General features: G+C 34.7%; 24 protein-coding genes and 5 tRNA genes. 9 read left to right on the top strand and 20 right to left on the bottom strand.

The annotated features are described in order from the left end of the window. Window positions 1–102: 102 nt before the first annotated feature. A complete protein-coding gene (locus KF816_10740) occupies window positions 103–912 on the bottom strand; it encodes a 1-acyl-sn-glycerol-3-phosphate acyltransferase (protein ID MBX3008492.1) in 810 nt (269 codons plus the stop codon). Window positions 913–1,048: 136 nt separating this feature from the next. Between KF816_10740 and KF816_10745 the strand changes: the two genes are divergently transcribed. Continuing rightward, window positions 1,049–2,692, top strand: a complete 1,644-nt coding sequence (locus KF816_10745; protein ID MBX3008493.1) for a M28 family peptidase — start codon at window positions 1,049–1,051, stop codon at window positions 2,690–2,692. Continuing rightward, complete coding sequence (locus KF816_10750; GenBank protein MBX3008494.1) at window positions 2,689–3,513, top strand: substrate-binding domain-containing protein; 825 nt, start codon at window positions 2,689–2,691, stop codon at window positions 3,511–3,513. Before KF816_10745 ends, KF816_10750 begins: the two co-directional genes overlap by 4 nt. A gap of 155 nt (window positions 3,514–3,668) precedes the next feature. Here KF816_10750 and KF816_10755 read toward each other — a convergent pair. From KF816_10755 to KF816_10775, 5 genes are all read right to left on the bottom strand, one after another. Then, a tRNA-Glu gene (locus KF816_10755) sits at window positions 3,669–3,740 on the bottom strand. A gap of 24 nt (window positions 3,741–3,764) precedes the next feature. Further along, window positions 3,765–3,836, bottom strand: a tRNA-Glu gene (locus KF816_10760). A 45-nt stretch (window positions 3,837–3,881) separates the two neighbouring features. Then, window positions 3,882–3,956: transfer RNA gene (locus KF816_10765), tRNA-His, on the bottom strand. A 120-nt stretch (window positions 3,957–4,076) separates the two neighbouring features. Then, window positions 4,077–4,153: transfer RNA gene (locus KF816_10770), tRNA-Arg, on the bottom strand. 34 nt (window positions 4,154–4,187) lie between these two features. After that, window positions 4,188–4,262: transfer RNA gene (locus tag KF816_10775), tRNA-Pro, on the bottom strand. A 155-nt stretch (window positions 4,263–4,417) separates the two neighbouring features. Here KF816_10775 and KF816_10780 point away from each other — a divergent pair. The 5 genes from KF816_10780 to KF816_10800 all read left to right on the top strand — a co-directional run bounded on the left by KF816_10780 (window position 4,418) and on the right by KF816_10800 (window position 8,607). Continuing rightward, window positions 4,418–5,635, top strand: coding sequence for an ABC transporter permease (locus KF816_10780; GenBank protein ID MBX3008495.1), 1,218 nt, complete (start codon window positions 4,418–4,420; stop codon window positions 5,633–5,635). Between the two features lies 1 nt (window position 5,636). Further along, a complete protein-coding gene (locus KF816_10785; protein MBX3008496.1) occupies window positions 5,637–6,860 on the top strand; it encodes an ABC transporter permease in 1,224 nt (407 codons plus the stop codon). Continuing rightward, window positions 6,853–7,548 carry an ABC transporter ATP-binding protein gene (locus KF816_10790; protein MBX3008497.1) on the top strand — a complete coding sequence of 232 codons (696 nt, stop codon included), beginning with the start codon at window positions 6,853–6,855 and terminating at the stop codon, window positions 7,546–7,548. Before KF816_10785 ends, KF816_10790 begins: the two co-directional genes overlap by 8 nt. A 137-nt stretch (window positions 7,549–7,685) precedes the next feature. After that, on the top strand, window positions 7,686–8,243 hold the full coding sequence (locus tag KF816_10795) for a metalloregulator ArsR/SmtB family transcription factor (GenBank protein ID MBX3008498.1): 558 nt from the start codon (window positions 7,686–7,688) through the stop codon (window positions 8,241–8,243). Window positions 8,244–8,247: 4 nt separating this feature from the next. Further along, entirely contained in the window at window positions 8,248–8,607 is a 360-nt protein-coding gene (locus KF816_10800; protein ID MBX3008499.1) for a GIY-YIG nuclease family protein, read from the top strand. A gap of 60 nt (window positions 8,608–8,667) precedes the next feature. On the opposite strand, the gene KF816_10805 is transcribed toward KF816_10800, so the two are convergent. From KF816_10805 to KF816_10830, 6 genes are all read right to left on the bottom strand, one after another. After that, the gene (locus KF816_10805; protein ID MBX3008500.1) at window positions 8,668–10,161 is read right to left on the bottom strand and encodes a leucyl aminopeptidase; all 1,494 of its coding nucleotides are present in this window, start codon (window positions 10,159–10,161) and stop codon (window positions 8,668–8,670) included. 9 nt (window positions 10,162–10,170) lie between these two features. Beyond that, window positions 10,171–11,160, bottom strand: a complete 990-nt coding sequence (locus KF816_10810) for a bifunctional oligoribonuclease/PAP phosphatase NrnA (protein MBX3008501.1) — start codon at window positions 11,158–11,160, stop codon at window positions 10,171–10,173. Between the two features lie 73 nt (window positions 11,161–11,233). Then, a complete protein-coding gene (locus tag KF816_10815) occupies window positions 11,234–12,274 on the bottom strand; it encodes a 2-oxoacid:ferredoxin oxidoreductase subunit beta (protein ID MBX3008502.1) in 1,041 nt (346 codons plus the stop codon). After that, entirely contained in the window at window positions 12,264–14,105 is a 1,842-nt protein-coding gene (locus KF816_10820; GenBank protein MBX3008503.1) for a 2-oxoacid:acceptor oxidoreductase subunit alpha, read from the bottom strand. The genes KF816_10815 and KF816_10820 overlap by 11 nt, the downstream gene beginning before the upstream one ends. Window positions 14,106–14,183: 78 nt before the next feature. Next, a complete protein-coding gene (dsbD, locus tag KF816_10825) occupies window positions 14,184–15,938 on the bottom strand; it encodes a protein-disulfide reductase DsbD (protein MBX3008504.1) in 1,755 nt (584 codons plus the stop codon). Between the two features lie 126 nt (window positions 15,939–16,064). After that, a complete protein-coding gene (locus KF816_10830) occupies window positions 16,065–17,705 on the bottom strand; it encodes an NAD+ synthase (protein MBX3008505.1) in 1,641 nt (546 codons plus the stop codon). Between the two features lie 153 nt (window positions 17,706–17,858). Between KF816_10830 and KF816_10835 the strand changes: the two genes are divergently transcribed. Further along, the gene (locus KF816_10835; GenBank protein MBX3008506.1) at window positions 17,859–18,302 is read left to right on the top strand and encodes a PspC domain-containing protein; all 444 of its coding nucleotides are present in this window, start codon (window positions 17,859–17,861) and stop codon (window positions 18,300–18,302) included. Window positions 18,303–18,309: 7 nt separating this feature from the next. Next, a complete protein-coding gene (locus KF816_10840) occupies window positions 18,310–19,212 on the top strand; it encodes a hypothetical protein (protein ID MBX3008507.1) in 903 nt (300 codons plus the stop codon). Window positions 19,213–19,216: 4 nt separating this feature from the next. Here KF816_10840 and KF816_10845 read toward each other — a convergent pair whose 3' ends face one another. The 8 genes from KF816_10845 to KF816_10880 form a co-directional block, all read right to left on the bottom strand. Beyond that, entirely contained in the window at window positions 19,217–19,552 is a 336-nt protein-coding gene (locus tag KF816_10845) for a methylated-DNA--[protein]-cysteine S-methyltransferase (GenBank protein ID MBX3008508.1), read from the bottom strand. A gap of 49 nt (window positions 19,553–19,601) precedes the next feature. Beyond that, window positions 19,602–20,015, bottom strand: a complete 414-nt coding sequence (locus KF816_10850; GenBank protein MBX3008509.1) for a secondary thiamine-phosphate synthase enzyme YjbQ — start codon at window positions 20,013–20,015, stop codon at window positions 19,602–19,604. Between the two features lie 14 nt (window positions 20,016–20,029). Next, window positions 20,030–20,353, bottom strand: a complete 324-nt coding sequence (locus KF816_10855; protein ID MBX3008510.1) for a cyclic nucleotide-binding domain-containing protein — start codon at window positions 20,351–20,353, stop codon at window positions 20,030–20,032. 11 nt (window positions 20,354–20,364) lie between these two features. Continuing rightward, complete coding sequence (prfB, locus tag KF816_10860; GenBank protein MBX3008511.1) at window positions 20,365–21,426, bottom strand: peptide chain release factor 2; 1,062 nt, start codon at window positions 21,424–21,426, stop codon at window positions 20,365–20,367. A gap of 64 nt (window positions 21,427–21,490) precedes the next feature. After that, window positions 21,491–21,805, bottom strand: coding sequence for a hypothetical protein (locus tag KF816_10865; GenBank protein MBX3008512.1), 315 nt, complete (start codon window positions 21,803–21,805; stop codon window positions 21,491–21,493). A gap of 125 nt (window positions 21,806–21,930) precedes the next feature. After that, window positions 21,931–23,295 (bottom strand): DUF1446 domain-containing protein, encoded by a 1,365-nt coding sequence (locus KF816_10870; GenBank protein ID MBX3008513.1) that lies wholly within the window; start codon window positions 23,293–23,295, stop codon window positions 21,931–21,933. A 52-nt stretch (window positions 23,296–23,347) separates the two neighbouring features. Next, a complete protein-coding gene (gene miaA, locus KF816_10875) occupies window positions 23,348–24,265 on the bottom strand; it encodes a tRNA (adenosine(37)-N6)-dimethylallyltransferase MiaA (GenBank protein MBX3008514.1) in 918 nt (305 codons plus the stop codon). Next, window positions 24,250–24,888: a protein-L-isoaspartate(D-aspartate) O-methyltransferase gene (locus KF816_10880; protein MBX3008515.1), complete on the bottom strand. Its 639-nt coding sequence runs from the start codon at window positions 24,886–24,888 to the stop codon at window positions 24,250–24,252. Before KF816_10880 ends, miaA begins: the two co-directional genes overlap by 16 nt. Between the last annotated feature and the right edge of the window lie 23 nt (window positions 24,889–24,911).

Genomic DNA, 24,911 nt, shown 5'->3' on the forward strand with positions numbered 1-24,911 from the left:
AAATTTTGATGGGCGAAAGTTAGGTTTGTAATATTAACTCAATGTTAAGTCGATGTGAACTTACTATTAAGTTTAAAGATAGGGACGAAGAATTTTAATCCATTAAGTTTTAACTATAAGCTCCCCCCTTCCCCACTCGGAAAGTTTGCCAGAAATGAATTGTATCACCTGTTCATGTTCCGCGCTGCCATTACCTGAGACTGTAATTGGCTCACCAAATGAGATGTGAACTTTTTTGGATGGATCAATTTTACCAACTTCTTTTATTATTTTTCCATTTCCCCATGCATCAGTCAATAAAGCTAAGGGAATTATTGGAATATTGTTTCTTTTTGCGAGTTTTACCCCTAATGAATTAAATAGAGAAGAATCAAAAAATTGTGATCGAGTCTTCTGCGGAAATATAATAATCGATTTACCGGCTTGAATTTTTTTTGAACCTTCTTCCATTACTATTTTTAAATCTTCACGTGGATTCTCTCTTCCAACCAAAATTGGATCACGCGCTAAAGCTATCGGACCAAACAATGGATACTTGCTCAATTCTTCCTTTATAACATATACAACTTTCTTAATTGGATGTATTAAACTTGGCAGTGCCATTGTTTCGAGTGTGCTCATATGATTTCCAATAAACAAAACGGGGCCGTCAACTGTGTATAAATTTTCGAGTCCTTCAAAATTCATCTCTACACCTGAATATTCGAGGGCATTTATTACGTCAATTGATGAGCCAACCCAGCGGTAATCATCATAAATACCTCTTCGGGCTAATCGGTTACTTCTTATAACAATCATTAACAATCTCGAAAAGAAAGAGAGTGATGGAAAACTATTTTTATTTATATCCGAATTGTCAGTTCTATATGATGAGTTTTGAGAATATTTGGAGAATAAACTATTGTTTGCCATAATTGTGTCCAAATTGTTTTCCAAAATTTAAGGAGAAATTTGCTGGTTATTTTTATTCAGCAATTAATTTTTATTTTGTTGTTATAAATTTCCTATTTTTTTAATGGATTTCAAATTAATTAACCAATAGAATTTAATGAATAAATTAATTTTCACTTTAATACTGGCCACGACTTCGCTAATATATACCCAGACCGATACGGTTGATTTAAGATCATTAATTAGCAAGGATCAACTAATACGTCATTTAAACTTTTTGGGAAGCGATTTATTTGAGGGAAGAGCCCCAGGCACCTTGGGTGGAAATCTCACAGCTAAATATCTTGCTCTCGAATTTGACAAATTCAAACTAACTCCCAAAGGAAATGATGGAACATTCTATCAAAATATTCCGCTTCAAAGTAAACAGCCAGTTCGATCATCTAAATTAAAACTTCATTTGGATGATGAAATTATTACATGCAGTTTATATGAAGATTTTTTAATCTATGGAACCGGATCACAATTTTATATACCCGATTCAGTGGAATTAATTTTTGTTGGCTATGGAATAGTAGCACCCGAATTTGATTACAATGATTATCAAAATTTTGACGTAAATAATAAAATTGTTGTGTTTGTTGAGGGGGAGCCTATCTCTCTCGATTCAACATATTTTGATGGTGATTATCCCACCATTTATAGTTTACCTGAAGCAAAACAAAGAATTGCACTCTCCAGGGGAGCGCTTGGAACTATTTTAATTCCAAACTTATCGCAAGATCAAAATTTTAATTGGGAGAAAAAGATTATCGATTTTTCATTCCCAATTATTTCATTTGCGGCATCGGTAAACAAAAGCTTCGATATTTTGATCAATCCTGAAATCGCTGATCTACTATTTACCGGTACTTCAAAAACAATTGAAAATATAATAGAGATGCACAATAAACATAAAATGGATGCTTTCCCTTTAAATGTTAGAGTTAGTTTTGCCGGATTTTTTAAAGAAGAATCCTTTTTAAGTCCTAATATTATTGGAATTATAAATGGAAATGACCCAGTACTGAGAGAAAGCTATATTATTGTTTCTGCTCATTACGATCACTTAGGAATTGGAAAGTCGGTTCAGGGTGACTCAATTTATAATGGGGTTTTTGATAACGCAATTGGAACTTCGGCGCTTTTGGAAATGGCTAGAGTTATTTCTGAATATAATTTAGTCTCAAAAAGGTCAATTATATTTATTTTAACCACAGCTGAGGAATTTGGATTGTTGGGATCAGAGTACTATATACAAAATCCGGTTGTCCCACTTTACAAAACAATCGCAAATCTTAATATTGATGGAATTGCATGTTTCGATAACTTCAAAAGCATAGTAGGAATTGGTGCAGAGTTTTCTTCACTAAAAAATGATATTAGCAAAATTGCTCAAGAGAGAAATCTAACGGTTACTAATATTCCATTAATCTTTTCAATTACAGACGCGTTTTCACAGTCGGATCAAATCTCCTTTGCCAAAGCTGGAGTCCCTTCTATTTTAATTTATGAAGGAATGGATTATGAAAACATATCACAGGAGGATGGTATTGAATTGATGATTAATTATATCCAAAATATTTATCACACTCCGAAAGATGATCTTACCCTACCAATTAATTTTGACGCTGTTACTCAACATGTAGAATTGCTTTTAGGCATAGTGCTACACTTAGCTAATAGTGAGAATGAACCTGAATGGAATGATGGTGTTGTATTTAAGAATGCTCGGTTACGATCCAAAGCTGAGAGAAGATGAGATCATTAATTATTATTCTACTAATTACAATTTTTACTGCTTGCTCAAGCTCATTTATTGAAAAAAATTCGGTTCGGTTAAGCGGACCCGAATCAATGAAAGAATTAATTCTAAAATTAAATGAAGGTTTTAGAGAAGATTACCCAGCAGTAAATACTTATATAACATTTAGAAATAATTCTGATGCAATAGAGGGTTTGATTGATAATGAGGTGGACATAGTTTTTTCAACAAGAGTTTTTTCGGTTGAGGAAACAAAATTGATTGCCAAGAAATTTCAGAGTATTGGTGTTACAACAATCTTTGCACGGGATATAATAAAAGTACTAGTAAATAATAATAATCCTCTTAAAAACATTAGTACACAAGATTTGCTTTCTATTCTTGCGTGTTCAAATAACAGATGGGATTTTTTAACAGATAATGAAGCTGATATCAATATTTCTCTACTTTCCGAATTAACTGAAAACGAGTCCCCTGTTAAAAGATTATTCTTAAGAAATCAGAGTCTCTGTAAAACAATAAATATTTTAAATGATGCCAATAAAATAATTGAGATAGTTTTAAAGGATGAAAACGCAGTGGGTATCACTGGGTTTATCAATGATGTGAGGGTAAAATCGATTGCCGTAAATGGAGTTTTTCCCGGAGAGAGTGAAATTAGAAACCGGCGTTATCCACTTGAGTTTTACTTAAACTTTTTAACTCCCACTGAACCTCAAGGTAATTCTAAAATATTTATTGACTGGGTTTTAAGTGGCAAGGGGCAAAAAATTATTGATGAATTGGGGTATGGGGCATTATTTAATACTACACATTGAGAAATTTTATTTATTGAAAGAAATTAAAGCAGACAATTTTAATTAAATACCAATATTTGATTTCCAAACCAATTAAGTGGAATAAGAAGTGAAATCCAAATAAAAGTATGCAAATATTGTATGATATTAATTGAATTGGAATTAGAAGAGAATTGTGACCCCAACGGGATTCGAACCCATATTACCGCCGTGAAAGGGCGGTGTCCTAACCATTAGACGATGGGGCCATAATGCAATTTTTTAAGTTATAGTGACCCCAACGGGATTCGAACCCATATTACCGCCGTGAAAGGGCGGTGTCCTGACCATTAGACGATGGGGCCATTATATTAAAATTCAATGCGAAAAGAACAATAAATAAAAAGCAGGGTGACCAATGGGACTTGAACCCATGACCTTCTGGGCCACAACCAGATGCTCTAACCAAACTGAGCTATGATCACCATTTAGATCTCTTTTTCATCTGGATTTGAAGAAATATCAGTCATCCAAATAAAGAACTACCAATATTTTGGCAGGTTTAACAAAATTTCAATTCAAAACGAGTAAAAAGAAGTACTGAATGGTACGCCCAAGTGGACTCGAACCACTAACCCTCAGCTTAGAAGGCTGATGCTCTATCCGATTGAGCTATGGGCGCATGCTCAAACATTACATAAAAAACGATTTGCAAGTCGGGGAAACAGGATTCGAACCTGCGACTTCTTGGTCCCAAACCAAGCGCTCTAACCGGGCTGAGCTACTCCCCGTAATCACTAAATTATAAAATAGGATTTCAAAAATATGTTTTTGAACTTGAAATGTCAATTAAAGTAGGTTAATTATATAAGTATTTCGAAAAACAGATTTTCTAAAGCGGAACTGTTCAATTATATATATCTTTGCATAAATTTAACTCAATCATATGATTCTTCCCTTTTTTATACTAAATCGTTACTTAAAATCGAAAAAAGATTCCCGCTTCATTTCGGCTGTGTCTTTAATTACCATTATTGGAATAATTGTAGGCGTTGTTGTTGTCCTTGTCGCACTATCAATACTTGACGGATACGAAAAGGTAGTAACCCAAAAAATAGTAGACTTTAATACTCACATTAAAATCAGTGCTTTTAGTAATCGAAATATCGATTCTCCTGAGAAAGATATTGAGCTGTTGAATAAAGTTTTTTCAAATACTATTACCAGATTGAACCCATACTGCGCAAAGCTTTCAATCATAAAATCGAAAAAGAATAGTGAAGGTATTACACTTCAAGGTATAACTAACGATCAATTTAGAAATGAAATTTTGCCATTTCTAGTCGAAAGCGAAAATTTTACCCAACCAGGTAATTACATTTTTGTTGGCAAAAAATTAGCCGAAAAATTAATATTAGCTAAAGGTGAAAGAGTTACTATTTTTACTCTGCATGGTGATCAAATCCCCTCACCCGAAAATCCCCCGTCAATAGATCAATTTATAGTTGGAGGCATTTTTGAGAGTGGTATGGCCGAGTATGATGATTTAAATGCCTACATTGATATTAAAACTGCCCAGAATATATTTGGGATGGAAAATGAAGTTTCAGGTTATAATATCAAATTAAAATCATTGGCAAACATTGATAAAATTGCCCAAAATATTCAGGACATGTTTGGATATCCATACTATGTACGTACAATTTTTCAGATCCATCAAAATATTTTTACGTGGCTCGAACTTCAGAAAAAGCCAATTCCAATTATTCTCGGATTGATAATTTTTGTCGCCGTTTTTAATGTAATAAGTACATTGTTAATGATTGTGCTTGAGAGAACCGGAGCAATTGGAATATTGCGTTCTTTAGGTGCCAATAAAAAACTTATTGTGAAAATTTTTCTGTTTCATGGACTTTATCTTTCTGTGATCGGGATAGCTATCGGGTCAATAGTTGCACTGTTATTTAGTTTATTACAAATTAATTATGGAATTATCTCACTTCCAGGATCAGTTTATTTTGTAACTAAAGTACCAATAGCAATAAATTTGGAAAACTATTTAATTGTTACGGTAGTAACTCTCATTATTTCTTTTTTGGCTTCTCTGTTGCCCAGTTTTGCCGCATCTAAAATAAACCATTTAACCGCTATAAAATTTGATTGATATGTTAGAATTTTTTATTGCAAAAAGATATTTACGGGTAAGGCACAAATTAAATTTTATTACGGTAATCTCTCTTTTATCAACACTTGGAATAACGATTGGAGTTGCCGCATTAGTAATTGTGCTTGCAGTTTTTAATGGATTTGGATCGGTGGTAACATCAATACTAGTAAGCTTCGATCCACATTTAAGAATTGGACTTCAAGAACAGCGAACAGAAAGCAATATTAAATTTATTGAAAATAAATTAGCAGCCAACAAATCAATAGATACATTTTATCCATTTGTTGAGGGCAAGACAATTCTGATTGGTAAAAGGAATTATGAGATTGCAAACCTTAAGGGAATTGGCGCTGGTAAAGGAATTAATGATTGGGGGGTTGCAACCAAAATTATAAGTGGCAGTTTTGATATCTACAGCGATTCAATAAATAATAAGATAGTATTAGGATTACCTCTTGCGCTTAGACTTTCTGTAAGAATCGGAGATACGCTCACAATTACTTCAGCCAAGCACATTGAATCTGCAATTACAAGAATGTCTATCCCCCGATCAGTTCGCTTTATTATTACCGGGATATTTGAATCTAATAATAGAGACTATGATTTATCCTACATTTTTACCTCATTAAATTCAGGTAAAAAATTATTTGGAAATAATCTTGATGGTTATGAGGTTAGATTAAGTAATTTTGACCAAGCTGAGCAAGTTAAAACGCAAATAAGTAATCAGCTTTTTAATCAAGAAGTTTCTGTACTCTCATGGTACGATTTACATAAAGATTTGTATGATATTATGCTTCTCGAAAGATGGATTGCCTATCTGCTATTGAGTTTAATTATTGCCGTTGCCGCATTTAATATTTTCGCATCGCTTACAATGACCGTGATGGAGAAAAAGAGAGATATTGGTATCTTGAAAACTTTAGGAATGAATAATAAATCAATTGTGAAAATTTTTACCTTAGAAGGTATATTAACAGGAGTACTTGGGACTACTTTTGGATTAATTATCGGAATCGGGGTATGCTTACTTCAGATTTACTATAATTTTTATCCCCTAGATCCATCAAAATATATTATATCCGCGCTGCCTGTTGAACTTAGATTTGTAGATATTATTGCTATAGCATCAGTCAGTTTAGTTTTATCCTTCACTGCGGCTATTTATCCAGCTAAACGCGCTGCCAAAACACAAATTCTGGAGTCGATAAAATATGAGTAATGAAAAAAAAATAATCTTACAGGCAAATAATATTTACAAATCCTTTAAGCGAATTGATGATCAGCGTTTGGAAGTATTAAAAAATATAACCCTCGAAATTGAAGAAGGTAAATTAAGTGTAATAGTTGGTGCTTCCGGTGCCGGTAAAAGTACATTGCTTCATATACTCAGCGGGTTGGATAAACCAGACAGCGGTTCTGTAACCATATTTAATAATGAAATAACAAAATTAAATGATGATAAATTGTCTAAATTCAGAAATTCAACAATTGGGTTTGTATTTCAATTCCATCATCTACTTCCAGAATTTAACGCTGTAGAAAATAGCGCGATGCCACTTTTTATTTCGGGTATGGATTTCAACCAGGCTAAAACAAGAGCAGTTGAATTATTGCATTTAGTAGGATTGGGGGAAAGGTTGACACATAAACCTTCCGAGCTTTCGGGTGGTGAACAGCAGCGGGTTGCCATTGCTAGAGCTTTAGCAATGAGTCCTAAAATAATTTTTGCAGATGAACCTACCGGCAATCTCGATTCTATTAATGGAGAGGCAATTCATAATTTATTCTTGGATTTGCGGGATAAACTAGGAATTACATTTTTAATGGTCAGCCACAATCCAAGTCTAATTGAGATTGGAGACATAGTTTATGAAATGAAAGACGGGTTAATCTCTACCCGGAACTAACCGATTCATCTTTCCCAGTTAGCCAAGTGATATAATTTCCTACCATTTTTATTTCGATAATCATAGAATCACATTGACAAACATTTTCACTTTTTATATTTTTGTTTCGATATTTATCGAATTATATGCAGCGTGAAATGGAAATTGAAAAAAGTATAGAAATAATAAAATCATTAGCCGATACTTCCCGGCTTCGAGTCTTAAATTCTTTAATGATAAAACCTCAATATGTAGAGGAATTAGCAAACAGAATGAATTTGGCCGTTTCAACTGTCTCCTTCCACCTAAAAAAACTCGAAAAAGCAGGACTGATTAATAAACAAAAGGAGCAGTACTATGTTATTTACTCTCTAAATGAGGGACTGTTTAATAAATCATTGCGGGAATTAACTTCGTTCGAGAATATTGAATTATTTAGTGAGGAAGAGAGAGTAAAGAAATATCGTGATAAAGTGATAAAAGTTTTTATGAAGAAAGGCAGATTAACAAAGTTACCGGTACAGCATAAAAAAAAATTAATTATTCTCGAGGAATTCTTAAAACTTTTCAAAAAGAATAAACAATATGTTGAGAAAGAAGTTGATGAGATAATTCATACAATTTATGATGATCATTGTTTAATACGTCGTCTACTAATCGAAGAAAAGTATATGAGAAGAGATGGGAATAAATATTGGATAATAGATAAGGTTTAATATTATGATTGACAAAAAAGAAATTAAAAGACAATACAAAGAGACAATCCAACCGATGGGGATTTACCAAATTCGAAATTTGGTGAACGGTAAAGTCTTTCTTGGAAGCAGTAAAAACCTCAAGGCAAAATTTAATAGTTACAGGTTCCAGTTGAAGCAAGGAACGTTCATGAACTCTCTTCTGCAGTCTGACTATAATAATTTTGGAGAAGAATCATTCGCGTTTGAGATTTTAGATCACCTCAAACCGGTCGAAGATTTGGGTTATGATTACACCAAAGATCTGGAAACATTATTAGAATTATGGATTGAAAAAATTCAGCCATTTGATGATAAAGGATATCACACAAAAAAGTTGAGTTGAAATGTACCCGGGTTCACTTTTAATTATTAAAAGTTGGGACTGATCTCAATCATATAATTATTATTGCATTAAATAATTAACAATCAGTCTTACGCCAAAACCGGTATCCCAATTTTTAGTATAATTTGTGAATTCATGTTTCAATGCGGGGCCCGCAATATCAAGATGAGCCCAAGGTATTTTTGGATCGACAAAGTATTCAAGGAACTTCCCGGCAGTAATAGCACCGCCCCACCTTGCACCTAAATTACTCACATCAGCAATATCACTTTTAAGCTGTGTTTTAAATTCATCATCGAATGGCATGCGCCATATTTTTTCGTGTGTAATTTTTGAAGATGAAATTAATTTTTCAGCGATCTGATCATTCTTTGAAAAAAGTCCGGCTGTAAATAATCCAAGCGCTACAGCAATTGCTCCGGTTAATGTAGCAAAATCAATTATCTCATCAGGTTTCTGTTGTGATGCGTAATGGAGAGCATCTGCAAGTATAATTCTACCTTCTGCGTCAGTATCTTTAACTTCAATCGTTTTACCGGAAGCAGATCCAATTACATCACCCGGTTTGTAACTATTGCCACTAATCATATTTTCTACCGCGGGAATTACTCCAACAATTTCAATTGGTAAATTAAGCAAAGCCGCCGCTTTAACCACGCCAACAACAAGTGCTCCTCCCGCCATATCAGCTTTCATTTCCAGCATTCCGGCTGTAGGTTTAATTGATAAACCTCCCGAATCATAACATACTCCTTTCCCTACCAGAGCTATTTTTTTTACGACTTTTCTTTTTGATTTATAATTAAGGATAATCATCTTCGGCTCATTATTGCTGGCTGAACCGACTGATAGAATAGCCTTCATCTTTCTTTTTTGGAGTTCCTTTTTATCCCATATTGTAACTTTTACTCCATGCTTCGTTAACTCTCCTTTTGCGCGTTTAGCAAATTCATCTGGGGTTAATGTCACCGCTGGCTCATTTGTTAAATCTCTGCTGAAGAAAACTGCATCAACAATTTTCTCTGCTCTATTAATTCCTACTTTTAATACTTTTTGATTATTGTAATGAAAGTGAACATTTAACAAATTAGTTTTCTTTTTATCACTTTTATATTCATCAAAATTGTAATTGCCTAAAAGAATCCCCTCCCCCATACTTTGAATAAAATATTCTTCATCTCTGAAATATTTTTCAAATTTATTGAATGCGGGTACAATAATGTGGACATCTTCAATATCTTTATTATTTAATGATTGGGTCAATCCGGCAAAATAATTTCGGAAAAAGTCGATCGAGAATTCTTCACCAAATTTTATTTTTTTGACGAAGTATAGATATTCGTGATTACTACTCGAATACTTTAATAATTCAGTTTCATCTTTTTTGAGGAAGATAGACTTTTGTTTCTTTGTCAAATTTTCGTTAAAGAGGGAGAAAAATGAATCGAAGTTTTTCTCCAAATTCTCATCATCAAATAAGAATTTTACAATTGCCGATCCATCTTTAATTTTTAAGTGATCATTTTTGGGGAGCAACTTTATCTTAAAAAACATTATAGCCTCTTAACTTATTAAATATTTTTTTGCTTCTTTAATTACTTTTTCAATTAGCTTATGAATCTCAACATCGAACAAACGAGCGCCCGAAGCATTGAAATGCCCTCCGCCGTTAAAACTTTCTGCCAATTTATTTACCGGGATACTCCCTTTTGAGCGAAAGCTTATTTTTACCCCATCATTTAATTCATAAAGTAGAATCGCGATCTGCACGCCATCAATCGTCAAACAAAAATTTACGAATCCTTCAACATCAGCTTCTTCGGTTTGTGTCTCTATTAAATCATTTTGATTAATCACCATCCAAGCAATTTTTCCGGTCTCATCAATTGTGACTGAGGTTAAAGCTTTCCCCAATAGTTTAATACGCCCAAATTTGAATCGATTAAATATCTGATCATAAACTTGAGTGGGATTTACCCCCTTGTCTAATAATTCAGCAATTATGTTATGAATTCGTGAACTAGTTCTTTCAAATCGGAATGATCCGGTATCGGTCATAATTGCGGCATAAATCTGAAACGCAATTTTTTGATCCACTTCAACGAGAGAAGTTTTTTCAATTAATTCATAAATAATTTCCCCGGTAGAACTATACTCTGTTCCACCAAAAATATAGTTGAAAAATTCAGCGGGATTTTGATGATGATCTATACAAATTTTTATTCCCTTAAAATCATTTATCCTTTTTTCCATACTTTTCGTACGGTTTGGATGATTCAAATCCAATACTATTAAAACTTCCGAATTAAAATATTTATCGGCTTCTTGTTCATCATATCTTTGAATAATATTTTCTTCGTCGAGAAATTGAAGATTATAAGGGGTTTCACTATGATTAACTACAAATGCCTGCTTACCTAATTTTTTCAGAATAAAATATAAAGCTATCTCTGAACCCAATGCATCGGCATCAGGATTAATGTGTGAGGTAATTAAGAAAGAATTGTGACTAACTAATAAATCTTTGAGCAGAGTAAAATTTTTTGAGTACATAAAATATTTTTGGTTTAAATGAACGAAAGGCGAAGAACCCTCGCCTTTCATTACTAGATTTTTATTTTTAGAATTAACTAACTTCCCAGGTGTTTTCGGTAAACATCAAAGATTCATAAGTACCAGGTTTCTTTTTGGCGATCACATTCTTAATTTGATTTTCATATTCCTGGTTAAAAGTAGGTTTAGTAAATTGACGGAATACTCCAATCGGGACTGGAAAATCGGGCATATCGGAGAATCTGGCTAAAATAAATTCTCTAGTTGGATTCGGATCAAATTCATCATGAACCAACAAATCATTTATAGAATGCTTACCATCATTCAGATCAACAATTACGGCATTTAATCCATCAAGCTTTATCCCTTTATCTCTATTGGCGCCAAAAACCATTGGTTTATCATGCTCAAGGAAAATGACATTGTCCTGCTTAGTTTCTTTTTCGGTAAGCGGGAAATACGCGCCATCATTAAAAATTGGGCAGTTCTGATAAATCTCAATAAACGCAAATCCTTTATGTTTTGATGCTCTGCTAATCATCTCTTGAAGATGTTTGGTATCGCGATCCAACGATCTTGCAATAAATGTTGCACCGGAGCCTGCCGCAAGTCTCAATGAATTAAAGGGAAAATCTACAGTTCCGTAGGGGGACGATTTTGTAACTTTTCCTTTTTCAGAAGTTGGAGAAAATTGTCCCTTAGTTAAACCGTAAATTCTATTGTTAAACATGAGAACTTTAAGATCAATATTTCTTCTGCAAGCATGAATGAAGTGATTACCACCAATACTAAGCATATCACCATCACCGGTGGCAACCCAGACTTGTAATTTCGGGTTAGCTAATTTAACACCGGTAGCAACTGCCGCGGCTCTACCATGAATGCTGTGAAAGCCATAAGTACTCATATAATATGGGAAACGGCTTGAGCATCCAATACCTGAAACCCAAACAATGTTCTCAAGATTCTCCCCAAAATCGGGCGCGGTTCTCTGAACTTGAGCAAGGATTGAATAATCGCCGCAACCCGGGCACCATTTAACATCGATGCCTGATGAGAAATCTTTTGCGGTATATTTTTTTTCAACAGTAGTGCTATTTATATTATTTTCCATTATTGCCTCCTAACACCTCTAATAATTTATTCTCAATCTCGGCCACCTTAAATGGTCTTCCCTGAACTTTATTATAGGAAATTACATCCTTCAGAAATGTACTTTTGAGTACTGTTGACAATTGTCCGCAGTTAAGTTCCGGCACCACAATTTTTTCAAAATTATTAAGTATTGCACCCAAATTTTTCGGGAATGGATTTAAATGGCGAAGGTGAAGATGTGAAATCTTTTTCCCATCAGCACGCAAATTCCTTATTCCTTCTTTAATTGATCCATATGTACTTCCCCAGCTAACTACTAATAATTCGCCGGAGCTGTCTCCGTCCACTTCTGCGTCAGGTATAAAGTTTGCGATGTTCTCAATCTTTTTTGCACGGTTTTTAATCATTATTTCATGATTCATTGGTTCATAACTAATACTACCATAAACATCTTTCTTTTCCAGACCGCCAATTCTATGTTCAAGACCGGGGGTTCCAGGTACTGCCCATGGACGCACGAAATTTTCATCACGTTGGTATGGGTAAAATCCCTCAGCATCTGTTCTCTGTTTAACATTAATTGGAATTATATCTTCAAACTTTGGAATATTCAACGGTTCAGAACCAAATGCAAGATATCCATCAGTTAACAATACAACCGGAGTCATATGCTCTAATGCTATTTTTGATGCTTCGATAGCAGAGAAGAAACAATCTACCGGGCTTTGTGCAGCAATAACAACTAGAGGAGCTTCACCATGACGACCATATAATGCTTGCAGTAAATCGGCTTGTTCCGTTTTGGTTGGGAGACCGGTACTCGGACCACCACGTTGAACATTAACTATCACAAGTGGAAGTTCTGTAATTACTGCTAAACCCATCGCTTCAATTTTGAGTGAGAATCCTGGACCTGAAGTAGTCGTAATTCCAAGATTACCCGCGAAGGAGGCTCCTATTGCAGAAGCAATACCCGCAATCTCATCTTCAGCCTGAAATGTAATTACACCAAATTCTTTGTACTTACTTAATTCTTGCAAAATTTCTGAGGCAGGTGTAATTGGGTAAGAGCCCAAAAATAATTTTAATCCGCTTTTAAGAGCTGCGGTTACAAATCCGAGAGCAACCGCTTCGTTACCTGCAATGTTTCGATATATTCCTTTAGGAAGTTTTGCGGGTTTTACATCAAATCTTGTGGTGAATGTTTCGGTAGTTTCACCATAATAATACCCTGCTTTTAATGCGCGCTGGTTAGCTTCAAGGATATCCGGTTTCTTGGCGAATTTTTTTGTTAACCAATCGAGTGTCCCCTCAAACGGTCTGTTATAGATCCAATACATTAAACCAAGCGCAAAAAAGTTTTTGCACTTTTCTCTCTCTTTTAAGGAAAGATTTAATTCTTCTGTAGCACTCATTGTTAATTGAGTAAGCGGAACTGTAATTACATTAAATGCGGCAAGAGAACCATCTTCCAGCGGATTAGTTTTATAATCGGCTAATTTTAAGTTTTTTGTATCAAAACTATTAGAGTTAACAATTATGGTCGCGTTCTGTTTGAGATCGCCTACATTTACTTTTAACGCCGCTGGATTCATAGCTACAAGAACATCGGGAGAATCGCCGGGAGTTTGTATATCACTGCTTCCGAAATGAAGTTGAAATCCGCTCACACCAGAAATTGAACCGGCGGGGGCTCTAATTTCAGCCGGGAAATCGGGAAGCGTGCTTAAATCATTACCTAAAGCTGCTGCTGTATCTGTGAATTGCGATCCGGTTAATTGCATTCCGTCACCGGAATCCCCTGCAAATCTTACGGTTACATCTTCGATAGTTTGAATTGATTTTGCCATTTTACTCTCTCACTAATAACATTCTTTATTGTTTGAAAAAATAATGAAATAGATTAGTAAATTAAAAGAAATCTTATCCTATTTTATTTCTTTTAATAACTTTAAAAATTCCTCCGCATTCACAAAACCCGTTAATCTGTGAATTTCATTCCCCTCAGAATCAATTATTAAAACTGTAGGCATCCCAATAATGTTGAATTTATTCCTCAATTCCTCAGTTTCGTCAGATAATGTCTGTGTCATATCAACTTTATATGCTGTGAATCTTTTGGATTCTTCAACGACCGATAAATCAGAAAATGTCAATGCGTCAAGTTCTTTACAAGGAATGCACCAATCTGCATAAAAGTCAATTATCATTCTTTCATTAGCATTAATTGATGATTGATATTTCTCGTAACTAAATTCCTTCCAATCGGGAGAAACTTTTTCTTGAGGAATGATAGACCAAATTGAAATAATAATCACAATCACCGAAAAGATTATCTTGAAAATTTTAAAGCTGGTAATATTATTTCCTTTTTTATCATAAAATAAAAGAATTAAGGCGGCAATAATCCCGAATACTGGAAGAGAGTATTCCGCGAATACTTTTGGCATAATTGGAGCAATAAAATATATAGCCATTCCTATTAGCAAAAATCCGAAGATATGTTTTACCCCTTCCATCCACAATCCGGCTCTCGGGAGATTTTTAATTTTCCCTGAGAACAGCGCCAATATTAAATATGGTAACCCAAGCCCTAAAGCCATTGTGAAGAACATAAGAAAACCGAATAGTGGATCCCCTTTTGCGGCAACGTATGTTACAAGTCCTAATACAAAAGGACCAATACATGGGGCCGCAACCACGCCCATTGTAAGACCCATAAAGAATGCGCCAAAGATTCCACTTTTAGCACCACCGGCCTTCATCACCCACGAATCAGGTAATTTGAATTCGTAAACTCCAAATTGGCTTAAGGCTAAAATTATAAATAGTAAGGCAATACCGACGATTACAAATGGATTTTGAAGAAGCGCTCCAAAAATTGCTCCGCTTAATGCGGTAATAACACCAATTATAGAATAGGTTAACGCCATTCCAAGTACATAAAGAATCCCCAAAACAAATAAACGGCTTGTTCTCCCCTCGCTCTGTCCTCCAAAATAACCAATTGTAATTGGTATTAAAGGGTAAACGCAGGGAGTAAGATTTAAAGCCAATCCACCAAGAAATACGAAGATTAATCCAAGAAGCAACCCGCTTGATTCAAGCATTGAAGCGACACCATCTTCAGTTTTATCAACTGAAATAGAGGAGAAATCGATTCCTTCGGCTTCTTCCTCATTAATACTTTTTGCTGATGCCGATTTTTCATTGATATTTAAATTAAGAGTATCGGTAATATTAGTCGGCGGTAAACAAGTTTGATCGTTGCAAGCCTGGTAGCGAAGTGTAATCGGAATTTTATAATTACCAACCGGCATATTTTCATCTATATTTATTGAAATACCGATTCTGATTGTTCCTTCGAATACCGAGACTGGATTATCGGAAAATTCAAAATCTAAATCCTTTGGAGTTGGAAATATTACCTTGGCAAAAGGAAAGCGAGGATCATCTGAAACTATAGTACTAGCAATTAAAAAATCATCATTTGGTGTATGTGAGTTTATATGCCAAGTATCTTCAATATTTGCTTTTATTATTACATTAAATTGCGATCCTTGAACTGCAATATCTTGCACGGGAATTAATTGAACTGAAACTTTATTTGCATTTCCACCAAACTGCCCAAACAATATTATATTAACCATCAATAGGTAAATAATAATAAGCCGTTTTTTCATCTGTTCCTCTTAAAACTTGTATTTATTTTATTGATTTAATTTTCTTTATAAAATTAAGTTAGCTGTATTCTTTATGATTTGCGCAATTGCAAAATTATCAGAATTATTCTTTGATCATATTCGAATCTATTTTCTCCAGTTCTGAACTATGGGGAATCTCCTCCCATAACCAAAAGCTTTGGTTGAGACTCTAAGAACCGGAGCGGCTTGCCTTCTTTTAAATTCATTTTTGTCAATCATTTTTAATACTTTATTTACTGTATCCTCATCGCCAACTGCGGAAGAAATTTCATAAGATTCTTTTTGCTCTTCAAGATACATCCTCAATATTTCATCCAATAACTCATAAGGAGGTAAAGTATCCTGATCTTTTTGATCGTGGCGCAATTCCGCAGAAGGAGCTTTATCAATTATCTCTCGTGGAATTATTTCATTATTTTTATTTATATACTCGGCAATACGATAAACCTGGGTTTTATAAACATCACCAATTACAGCTAATGCACCACACATATCGCCATATAATGTTGCGTAGCCGGTTGCAATTTCAGATTTATTGCCAGTTGTACAGAGAAGATATCCATGTTTATTTGCCAGTGCCATCAAATATAATCCGCGCACGCGGGACTGCAGATTCTCCTCTGTCACATCTTCTTTTTTATTTAAGAATGCCGGAGTGAGCATTTCTAATGCTGTATCAACCATAGGTTGAATTGAAATTTTATTCGATGAGATGCCCAGATTCTTAATTAGGTTCTCTGAATCGATTACACTCCCCTCGCTTGAATATTTTGAGGGCATCATTACAACGTGAACATTTTCTTTACCAAAAGCTTCAACCGCAATATATGTTACAATCGCCGAATCGATTCCACCACTTAAACCAACCAAAGCTTTGTTAAAACCAGTTTTCACTCCATAATCTTTAAGTCCGGTAATTAAGGCTTTTAGAACTTCAGGTTCAAATTCATCTTCAATATTTCCAATCGGTTCATATTTCTTATTTGTATCAAAAATAAAAAAGTCTTCGTCAAAACAGTTGCCAAGTTTAACTAATTTGCCATTATTATCAAGGCACATACTCGCGCCATCAAAAATTAATTCGGTTTGAGCACCAACACAGCATACATAAGCAAGGGGTATTCCTTCGGTTCTGGTTAGAGTTGAAAGCATTTCATACCGCTGAATTCTTTTACCAAACGCATAAGGGCTAGCGGAAATATTTATTAATAATGAGGCTTTTTGCTTTATCAATTTTTTAATTGGATCTTTTGTATATCTGCGGTGCTTCCAATAATCGGCATCATTCCAAATATCTTCACAAATAGAGATACCTAACTTTTCCCCCTTAAACTCATGGATGCAAACATCTTTTGCCGATTCAAAGTATCTTACTTCATCGAAAACATCGTAGTTTGGCAGAAGGGTTTTACACTGAATAAATTGAATTTTTCCATCATAACATAGGGCGGCAGAATTATAGACACCTGTTCCAATTTCATCTTCAAAATCTTCAGTAATTGTTCCAAAAAGAAGAGCGGTCTCTCCTGTTTTAGAGGCTAACTCGCCTGTGGCATTATGAACAGCATTTCTGAATTCACTTTTTTCTACCAGATCTAGTGGAGGATAACCACAAATAGAAAGTTCAGGTAGTACGGCAATATCAGCTTTTTCTTTAATTGCCCTATCGTATAAAGCAAGTATTTTCTCGGAGTTACCCTTAATATCGCCGATGATTGGATTAAATTGGCAGACAGCTATTTTCATTAATGAATTTTTTCTTTTAATGAAAATTAGCAAGAAGATGCTTCATTTCAAATTATGGTGGCCAATAAGTTTGAAACCGAGGAGGGATCAAAATAGTGAGAACCTTTCCTAACATTGATCGTCTTAAGACCAGAACAACTAAAGGGTAAGGATATGGAAAAGAAATTGATGCGTTCGAGAAGAGTAAAAGTATTTGGGGGCGTGTGCGGCGGATTGGCGAGTTATTTTAATATCGATCCAATATTAGTGCGAGTTATTTTTGTGGTTTTGGCAATTACTCATGGAATTGGTTTATTGTTATATATCATTCTGTGGATTGTAGTACCGGAAGAACCGTTCGAATTAGCTTACCCATTTAATCCTGATCCCCCGAACAATCCGGATCAACCTAATAATTCAACCAATAATTTGAATGATTTATACCAAGTTGAGAAGAGAAGTAGTTCGGGTCGACTCATATTTGGGATTGTGCTGATTGCTATAGGATTGCTGTTTATGGTAGAACGGTATTTCTTCATCTTCGATTTTTCTGATATTTTTCCGATAGTATTAATTATAATTGGTGCTTCATTATTAATTAATTCGTTGAAAAAGTGAGATTGATATGAAAAGTGGAAGATTATTTTGGGGATTCTTTTTATTAACACTCGGCACTCTATTTTTGGTGACGAAGTACACTTCTCTCGAAATCAATTTTGATTTTGTATGGGATATGTGGCCCTTAATTTTTGTTTTTTGGGGCGTTGCGGTAATTGTTAAGGACACTTGGGGCAAACCAATATTGAGTTCTATTCTCGGTATTTTCATAGGGTTAATGGTGTTTGGAATTCCTTATAATACATTTTGGAATATTAACAGCGACTTTGATTTCGATAAGGATTTAGCATTAAATGAAAATTATTTGGAAGATTGGGATCCAAGTATCAAAAAAGCGACATTAACTATAAACTCTGGAGTTGGCTCTTTTGTGATTAATAACAGTACCGATAAATTGATTGAAGGTTATGGAAAAGGAAGTTTAGCTAACTACGATTTTAAAGTTGAAAAATTCGATAGTATTGCCGATGTATATTTTTCTCTTGAAGAGCAAGGGAAATGGTTTGGCAGGAAATTGAGAAATAATTTGATGTTAAATTTGAATGAAAATCCGGTTTGGGATATAGAATTGAATTTAGGTGCGGCTAGATCAAAATTTGATTTATCTAATTTTAAGATCAGAGATCTTGAACTTCATACAGGAGCTACAAACACCACCATTACATTGGGTGATAAATATCCTTCTACCGATGTAAAAATTGAGATGGGTGCATCATCAATTACAATTAGGATTCCCAAATCCTCCGGCTGTTCTTTCAAAGGAGAAACTGCAATTGTATCCAAATATTTAATAGGATTTATTAAAAGAGATTCAGGTTATTCTGAAACGGAAAATTTCGATACAGCAGAAAACAAAATATATATTTCAGTGGATGGTGGAGTTTCATCGGTTAAGGTAGTACGTTATTAAATAATTAATTATTTATTTTTATAGAGGGCTGCCAAAAATGTTTTTTCATTTTTACGCAGCCTTTTTTATCAAATTCAATTCCCTCACTTACCAATAAGTCCTGCATCAAATTTAGATCACCAAAATGAACTTTACCTGTCAAAGCGCCATATCTATTTACAACCCTATGACACGGTAATGAACTATTCTTTGCGCTATTTAAAGCCCAGCCGACAGTTCGTGCAGATGATTTTATTCCGCACGCTTCTGCAATTGCGCCATAAGTGGTTACTTTACCATTTGGAATTTTCGCAACAACTTTGAATACTCTATCAAAAAAATCATCTTTATCTTTAGCCAACTCTCAACTATCCATTCTCGTTTTTTAAAACAAAATGTTCAATAATGAATCATTCACCCATTACTTTAATTAATAGTCTTTTTCGCCTCTGTCCATCAAACTCGGCATAATAAACTTGCTGCCATGGACCAAAATCAAGCTTACCATTTGTGACTGGGACAATAACCTCGTGATGAATCAATAAACTTTTAAGGTGAGCATCGCCATTATCCTCTCCTGTGCGATGATGCCGGTAGTCTTCTTTGAAAGGAGCAAGCTTTTCCAGCCATTCATCAATATCCTGAATTAATCCATGCTCAGCATCGTTAACATAAACACCGGCTGTTATATGCATTGCGGATACTAAAATCATCCCCTCCTTAATACCGCTTTTTAATAATGCGTTTTCAACTTCCCCAGTAATATTTATGTATTCCCTCTTCTTTGAAGTATTAAACCAGAGATGCTCTGTGTAGAATTTCATAATTCCTCAAATAATTATTTTGTTGAATCGGCTAATCTTTCGGCAAGAGTTTTAATTAATTTCTTTGAGATATCGGGATAAACTCTAATTATCTCTTCAATTTCTCCCTCAATCGACAATAGGTTAGAATCTTCGAGAGCAATAATATCGGCATTACGAGGACGATTAAGGATACGGCTCAACTCACCCACAATTACTCCCGGTTTTGAGTACTCAACAATTTTATGTTTGTTTTTAAATACTCCAATTTTGCCATCAACCAAAACATAAAAACATTTAGCCTTATCGCCTTCTGCGGCAATTACTTCATCTTTTCTATACATTTTCATTGATGACATATTTTAACTCCCTAATTTTCAGAAAATTTCAACAGGTATTCTTTAATAAAATTATTTAATTCACCATTCATTACACCCTGAGTATCGGAAGTTTCATAGTTCGTTCTGTGATCTTTAACAAGATTATAAGGATGAAAAACATACGAACGAATTTGACTCCCCCATTCAATTTTCATTTTATTTTTTTCAATTTCATTTTGTGCGGCTTCCTGTTTATCCACTTCAATTTGATATAACCGTGACCGGAGCATTTTCATTGCATTGTTTCTATTCTGCAGTTGAGAACGTTCAGTTTGGCACGCGGCAACAACTCCCGATGGAATATGGGTAATACGTACAGCAGTTTCTACCTTATTTACGTTCTGCCCCCCCTTTCCACCAGATCTGTATGTATCAATTCTTAAATCCGCCGGATTTATATCAATTTCTATCGAGTCATCTATTTCGGGGATAACGTACACCGAAGCAAATGATGTATGTCTTCTTTTATTAGCATCGAAAGGAGAAATACGCACAAGTCGATGAACTCCATTTTCGGCTTTCAGATATCCGAATGCAAATTCCCCTTCGATTTCTATAGTCGCACTTTTAATACCGGCGCCGTCACCATCCAGCCAATCAACCAGATTAGCTTTAAATCCATTTTGCTCACACCACCGTAAATACATTCTCATAATCATCTCAGCCCAGTCCTGCGCTTCTGTACCTCCGGCACCGGAATGAATCGTTAGTATGCAATTCTTTTCATCATTTTTGCCGCTCAGCATACTTTTCAATTCGAACTTTGAATACTCTGACTTGAGTTTTGTTATCTCATTTTCAATCTCTTTACGGAATGAGTCATCATTTTCCATTTCGGCGAGTTCAATAAATTCAATAATCTGCTTTTGCTGGGATGATAGTTTATTCCATGCATTCACCCAAATTTGCAATGATTTCGCTTTTTGCAGCAATCCTTGAGCGGTTTTTTGATCACTCCAGAATGTTGTTGACTCGGACTGATTATTTATCTCTTCTATTTCTCTTTCTTTTATATCTAATTTAAAGATAACCTCGTAGATTGCCGATTTTATCGCCTAATTCTTTTGCTGTTTTTAATTCTTCATCGAACATTTGTAGCTCCTTTAATAGTATTATTTATTCAGTTTCAATTTCCATTCTTAATAATGCAGCCGCCAACGTTTTACCTTGTGCGTCATGTTTTAAAGAGACAGTCCCTCCACCACCGAGTGTATTGTGAAGAAGGAAATTTAATGCGCGGATATTTGGCAGTTCAAATCGCTCAACTTTACCTTGACATATACCCTCAAAATGTTTTTTCACTCTCTCAGCAGTAAGATATTTTGAAATTATCTCATACCCATTTTGATCGTAAGCAATTACACCAATATTTGCCGCATCCCCTTTATCACCACTTCGACCATGTGCAATATCAATTATTTTTATTTTCATTTTATCTCTTCTCAGTAAAACTTTTATTATTCATAATTCTCTGCGTGTCCTTTGCGTTTTCTGCGGTTAGGTTTTTTCTTTAAACGCAGAGTTCGCCGAGTTTTTCGCAAAGCATGCAGATTTTTTTAACTTACTAATTTTACTTCATATTTAATTAGTTTTTTTGAAATTAGCGCTGGCCAATAAGCTACAACTTCACTAGGTTTTGGTCTGCCTCCAGCAAATCCCGTAACACTCGGTGGACCGGTTAAAATTAATGGAGCTATTTCCTTTCCAAATCTCTCAACAGAATTATAGTCTTTGGAACGTACAGAAATCCTCAACATTATTTCATTTATTTCAGCTTCATTAATTTTTGAAGCAAGAGGACCGTGACAAGAATTGTAGCCAATAAATTCAGTATTGATCTCATCAAATGTGAGGTTGAGGTTCTGCAATCTTTCTCTCAATATTTTATCTGCGGCTTTACATTTTTTTAACGCATCTGGCCACGAGTAAGTTAATGACCCGGAAGCGCTATATCCATCATTATAACTGCACGAAACTTTATAAAACTCGGTAGCGGGAAAACCTGTAATTCCAAATACTCTAACCTTATTTTTACCAACTTCTTCTAAATTAATTGAAGTAAAATCCGCAATGCAATCGGGTGTAATGTAATTTTTTGGATCTCCAATTTCATAAACCAGCTGTTCAGAAACTGTTTCAATAGAAACTATTCCGCCAAGCGATCCATGTTTTGTGATTATGAATTCACCATTCGGAAATGCTTCGGCAATCGGGAATCCAATATTCGCATAATTTGGAACTGATTCCCAATCGGCTAAAAAGTTACCCCCGCTTGCTTGAGCACCGCATTCAAGAATATGCCCGGCGATTGTACCAGCCGACATTAAATTATAATCATTCATATCCCAATCAAATTCATAAATCATTGGTGCTAATGTTAAACCGGTATCTGTAGTTCTGCCGGTAATAACGATATCGGCGCCAAGTTTTAAAGCTTCGACAATTGGAGCCGCCCCTAAATAAACATTTGCACTTAGTAATTTATTTTTCACAATTGAAATTGGTTCGCCAGTTTCCATATTACTTAATGAATTACCGGATTCAATAAATTCATCAATCTTGTTAATAATGTTATCACCGGTTACAACCGCAACTTTTAAATCATTAAATCCAAGTTCTTTACTTATTCTTAAAATCTCATCAGCGCATGAAAGTGGATTCACTCCCCCGCCATTAGTAATTACTTTAATTCCTTTTTGCGTGCAAGTTGGCAAGATTCTTCCAATAAGTGGAGGTAAATCCTTTGCGTATCCAAGTTTTGGGTCTTTATTTTTTTGTTTTTGAAGGATTGACATTGTTACTTCAGCGAGATAATCCATAACCAAATAATCAATTTCTCCTTCCATCACTTGATTATATGGCGCTTCAATCAAATCGCCCCAAAAGCCTTGCCCCGATGCTATCCTAATTTTTTCTTTCAAGGAATTTATTCCTTACAAGTATTTAATTATTGAGAGATAAATCATTCCTAATTTACATCATTTTTGCGAATGTTAAGTGAAGTGAATCTAATTGTTCAACATCCTGAACTTCAAACCATTTTATACGATTGTCTTTCCTAAACCATGTAAATTGCCTTTTGGCATATCTGCGTGTATTACGCTTTATTAATTCAGTTGCTCTATCAAGCGGTATTTCATTTTTTAAGAAGGAAATTATTTCTTTATAACCCACGGTATTAAGTGAATTTAATTCTTCAGAATAACCCAATGCAAGAACTTTTTTTATTTCATCCACTAAACCCGCTTCAATCATTTTGTCCACTCTTAGTTCAATATTCTTATAAAGAATTTCTCTTCCCCATTCTATTCCGAACTGGATAAAATTAATATCGGTTTCCCTTTTATGCTCTTTATGTAATGTTAATATAGATTCTCCAGTGATATTAAAAATTTCCAGTGCTCTCATAACCCGTTTCCAGTTTGAAGGAAGCATTGTTGAAGCCGCGGCCGGATCAACTTTTATTAATTCATCATACAAATATTCATTACCGAATTTCTCTCTTTTAAGCCTCAACTCTTCTCTATATTCATCATCATTATCAACTGAATCAAAAACCCCATCAATTAGAGCTTTTACGTATAATCCGGATCCACCAACGACAATTGGAATTTTATTTTTCGATAATAATTTTTCGATTAGTTCGAGAGCCTCCTTCTCGAACATATTAACATTATAGAATTGATTTGGAAGCAGCTTATCAATAAAATGATGCTTAACTCGGTTCATTTCATTTTTAGATGGCTTCGCTGTTCCAATATCCAAATATTTATATATCTGTCGGCTATCGGCTGAAATTATTTCAGTATTAAGATGCTCCGCAAGTTCAATGGCGACATTAGATTTACCCGAACAGGTAGGCCCGACAATAACTATTACTTTTCTTTCCATCCTTCTTTACCTATTAAAGGCACAAAAGCAAAATAGGGAACTTCTTTAATTAAAAAATCATCTTCGGCAACTTTTGTAATAATTTTTAGGGTTTGCGATTCTTTATTTCCAACCGGGATTATCATCTTTCCGCCGACGGCAAGTTGTTTTTTTAAATTAACCGGAATAGAGGGCCCGCCCGCAGTAACTATAATTCCATCGTAGGGGGCAAACTCCGACCAGCCTAATGTACCATCACTGCATCTTGCGGCAATTCTTAAATTTAGTTTATCAAATAGATTTAAGGCATTATTATATAGATCATGATTCCTTTCAATTGTAAATACCCTTACGCCTATGCCGGCTAATATTGCCGCCTGAAAACCGGAACCCGTACCAATTTCCAAAATTTTTTGATTGGGTTTGGGATCGAGTGCTTCTGTCATAAATGCAACAGTGTATGGCTGAGAAATTGTTTGTCCATACCCGATGGGTAATGCTACATCTTTATATGAATTTGGGATCATGATTTCGGGGACAAATTTATGCCGTTCAACTTTATTAAACGCATCAAGAACTAATTGATTCCTAATTCCTCTTTTTTTCAGAATTTCGATTAATTGTGCTCTTTCATTTTCATACATCGTAGATATCTTCTTAAATTTGA

The organism is Melioribacteraceae bacterium, assembly GCA_019638015.1.
Lineage (GTDB): Bacteria > Bacteroidota > Ignavibacteria > Ignavibacteriales > Melioribacteraceae > JAHBUP01.